The sequence below is a fragment of the Vibrio sp. Y176 genome, from assembly GCF_033438945.1.
In genome coordinates, this window is record NZ_JAWOQS010000036.1 from 1 (window position 1) to 3,550 (window position 3,550).

Here is a 3,550-nt window from a genome sequence, read left to right on the forward strand (position 1 = left end):
ATAGATACAACTTCTGTTTCAGGTGCATAGATTTCTAGCTTGAATTCCATCATTTTCTCCCAAAAAACATAACGCCCTGTTAAGGTGTGAGCAACGCAATACCGAAGCTCCCGCATACAACCTTAAACACTAAACGCAACGCATAGCAAAAATGCCACGCGTTGCGAATCACTCTTGAACAGATTGTTAGGCGGTTTGTTCAGTTTGGGCAGTAACGTCTAACTTTGAAAAGTGAGCAGTCAGAAAAGAAAGCAATAATTTACAAGGTTTTGTCCTTGGCCCCAAAACATCAATAGCATTCGATGAACTTATATCGAATTGTGGCTTAACTTTGGCTTCTGAGGAAACTTCTTTAAGCTTTTTAAAGAATTCAATAAAAAAGTCCATTTCGTTATGACCTCGAGACACAGTCTTTATCTCATATGCTGACAATTCATCATAGCATTGGTTTATTCCTTCAATATCACTTGGCAATGTAACTACTTTGGTCTTACTATCCAAATGTGAATAAAGTTCTAAATCTGTAAATGCTGGGCTCAGCTCAAGATTCCGATTTATAGAAAACAATTCATTTGTTTTAATACAATCCAAATTTAACCTTACCCCACCTTTACGACGATGGTACAAGACCCATGACATCAACCTTAGTGCAATTTTGTTATATTCACTATGTGCGTTATCGAACAAATTATTTATTTTTTCTGAAATTTTTGTACCTGATGATTGCCTAAACATTTCCGCCCAGATTTGACAGATAGCAGTACCATTAACCATATAATTTTCAATCGCATAATAGATTGTCTCGTGAATATTTTCGTCTTTTGGTACTTCGATAGGGATAATATCATCAATATCTTTATCTATAAAAAACAACAATGGTTGAACATTATTTGTCTTATGGCCAATTTCATTATAATGATAGATAACACTATCTTTCTTACCGCAGATATATGTTTTCAGTTTGTAAGTATCTGGCATCATATTTCTAACAAGTGTACCATAGAAAGATTCGTCAGTTTTCCCTTCAAAAAAGCAGTGTATTACTTTGTTTCTAGGATTATAACCAATTAGAAACAAGTGATGTTCAATGTTGTCATTGGAAAGCTCTTCATTAAGTAAATCTAGAAAATTCATGTTTAACAATAAAACTCCATCAATGATCTTGCTTTATCTTTTAGCGAGTTATTATAAACAAAGGGTGAATGCGTAACCGCTATCAGACCATTACAATTTACCGTAGAGACAATATCTTCTAGCAGTCTTTTTTGCCAAGGGACTGACAATGAAAGCTCTGGTTCATCAATAATGACCAAATAGTCATCGAACCCTGAAAGATACATATGAGCAAATAGTGAAACTATTTGCTTCTCACCTGAAGATAACATACCCAAATCAATTTCTTCTTTAGAGTTACTTAGAACATAATCGCTATTTTCGAAGTCAGGTACAAGTGGGAGTGTAAACTCCTTATTGTCGAACTCGAATTTTTTACCTTTTAAATAGCTATTTGTTATCTTGGCAAAAGTTCTTACTTTATCTTCTTTTCTTAATTGCTCTTTATGAAGGTTCAACAACTGTTTTATTAAATGAGCAGACAATAAATCAATATCAGAAGTCAAACTCCCTTCATTCAACGCGTGCGCGGTTTTTTTAAGATTAATCAAGTCATCTCGAGAGAAAAATGAATCGTCCCTACCTATTTTTTCGAATATTGCATTTAATTCTTCATCGTTAAATTTATATTCTGGTAAAGTTGCTTCTTCCTTATACTCCTTTCTTAATATGACCCTTAAATATCCGCTTGTAAGATTTTCTAACGAAGAGCGAAATTCATTTTCTAATTCACTCATCTTTGACCTAATCATAGTTTGGACGTCTTGCATACCAAACTCAACTAGTTCTAAATGCTCCTTGCTACGAGTAAAACTAGCATGGCGTCTATTATATTTTCTTAAATCATCTTCTAAAGATGGGAATATTTGCTTTAAATCTCTTTCAATACGTCGGTAGGTAGGCAAATATAAAACATGGAAGCTTAACGCTGATTCAAGCTCCAATAGGTTCGCTGGTACATTCTGTAAATTCACGTTTGATTTATGAAGCTTGGTTAACGCTCTTCTCAGATCCATTGGTGAATTATAGTGTTGCCCTCTTAAGTCTCTATAAATATCAGGACCAAAATTAGTGAGTGCGTCTTCGGCACTAATTTCTAACGTTTTCAACTTAACAAGCAATTGAAACTCAGAGCTCTCACTGATCTGGTCAAAAACAGTCTCAACATCTTCAAACGAAAAACCATGTACACTACCATCTATTGATACTTCTATCTTTTCAAACTGATACTTTAATAACTTATGCCATTGACCAGTTAGCGTATAAAAGAGAATGCTGATAATAGTACTCTTACCTAAGCCATTTTCGCCTACCAACACCAACTGGTTATCTGTTAGCTCTACATTGAAACTCTTATTTCCATAGAGTTTCTCAACTTTTACATATTCAATTTTTGAACTGTTCATTCTTTCTCCTTAACATATTTTTACCTGATAGCGCCTAACGCCGCATTAAGGGGTGAACAACGCATTCCACCCAACCTAAGCCATTGTGCCGTAAACACTAAAGCCGATTCAAACCAAAACTGCCAAGCGTTGAGAATCCCTCTTAAATGCTTTGTTATGTTTCTGATTTTCCAACAAACAGTACAAATTCTAAGTCAACAATGCGTTTGTCAGCTTCTTGTCCCCATACTTTACTAAACTCCAAATGAGCATGCTTGATAAAGCTATCGCCTATGTCATCAATACAGCGACGTGTAGCCGAAAAAGTACATATAAAGCTAATAAATTCATCAAGAGTCAAGCTTGCCTGCATTTCTATTTTGGGAGCGGGTAAACGAGAAAACGGTATGTCAATGTTTTCATAGTGTTCCCATAGTAAACGATTCTGCGGTGCCCAGTATGGTTCAATAACCTTTAAAATTGACTCTTTGAACACCCTGTCTACGGCTGGGTCAACACTAGGCCAAGTATAACCCCAAGCCGCAAACACACCGTTAGGCTTAAGTACACGCTTCACTTCTAGCCAATATTTATTGAAGTCGAACCAATGTAATGCTTGAGCAACACAAACTAGGTCAAACGACTTATCTGCAAAATCGGTACTTTCTGAAGAAGATACAGAATAGTCTATTCTCGAATTGTGCTTAGCATTTGATATTTGTTCTTTGCTCACATCTGTCGCTTTCACTCGCTCAAAATAGCGAACTAAGCTATCTGCTGCTTGCCCGTTTCCACAGGCACAATCCCACGCGAGTTCATTTGAGGGAACAACCGTAGCTAGGTACTCAAAAAGAGCCTCTGGATATAGTGGGCGAGCCACCTCATAAAGATCTGATTTATCACTGAAAAGTGTATGTACTGCCATTGTTTCCTCCTGAAACATAACGCCGCGTTAAGTGGTGAGCAACGCATGCCACTAACCTAAAACATTGTGCCGTAAACACTTAAGCTGATTCAAACTAAAAATGCCAAGCGTTGTGAATCCGTCTTGA

General features: G+C 36.4%; 3 protein-coding genes. All 3 read right to left on the reverse strand.

Going from position 1 to position 3,550, the window contains the following annotated elements:
• Positions 1 to 186: 186 nt before the first annotated feature.
• The 3 genes from R7O13_RS23760 to R7O13_RS23770 all read right to left on the reverse strand — a co-directional run bounded on the left by R7O13_RS23760 (position 187) and on the right by R7O13_RS23770 (position 3,423).
• Positions 187 to 1,134 (reverse strand): DUF4435 domain-containing protein, encoded by a 948-nt coding sequence (locus R7O13_RS23760; RefSeq protein ID WP_318304802.1) that lies wholly within the window; start codon positions 1,132 to 1,134, stop codon positions 187 to 189.
• A gap of 2 nt (positions 1,135 to 1,136) precedes the next feature.
• On the reverse strand, positions 1,137 to 2,519 hold the full coding sequence (locus tag R7O13_RS23765; protein ID WP_047104432.1) for an AAA family ATPase: 1,383 nt from the start codon (positions 2,517 to 2,519) through the stop codon (positions 1,137 to 1,139).
• A 154-nt stretch (positions 2,520 to 2,673) separates the two neighbouring features.
• Positions 2,674 to 3,423: a class I SAM-dependent methyltransferase gene (locus tag R7O13_RS23770; protein WP_193276693.1), complete on the reverse strand. Its 750-nt coding sequence runs from the start codon at positions 3,421 to 3,423 to the stop codon at positions 2,674 to 2,676.
• Positions 3,424 to 3,550 lie beyond the last annotated feature (127 nt).

Excerpts from the sequence above, each read along its gene's own strand:
- R7O13_RS23760 (WP_318304802.1), bottom strand. The coding sequence starts at position 1,134 with ATGAATTTTCTAGATTTACTTAATGAAGAGCTTTCCAATGACAACATT.
- R7O13_RS23765 (WP_047104432.1), bottom strand. The coding sequence starts at position 2,519 with ATGAACAGTTCAAAAATTGAATATGTAAAAGTTGAGAAACTCTATGGA.
- R7O13_RS23770 (WP_193276693.1), bottom strand. The coding sequence starts at position 3,423 with ATGGCAGTACATACACTTTTCAGTGATAAATCAGATCTTTATGAGGTG.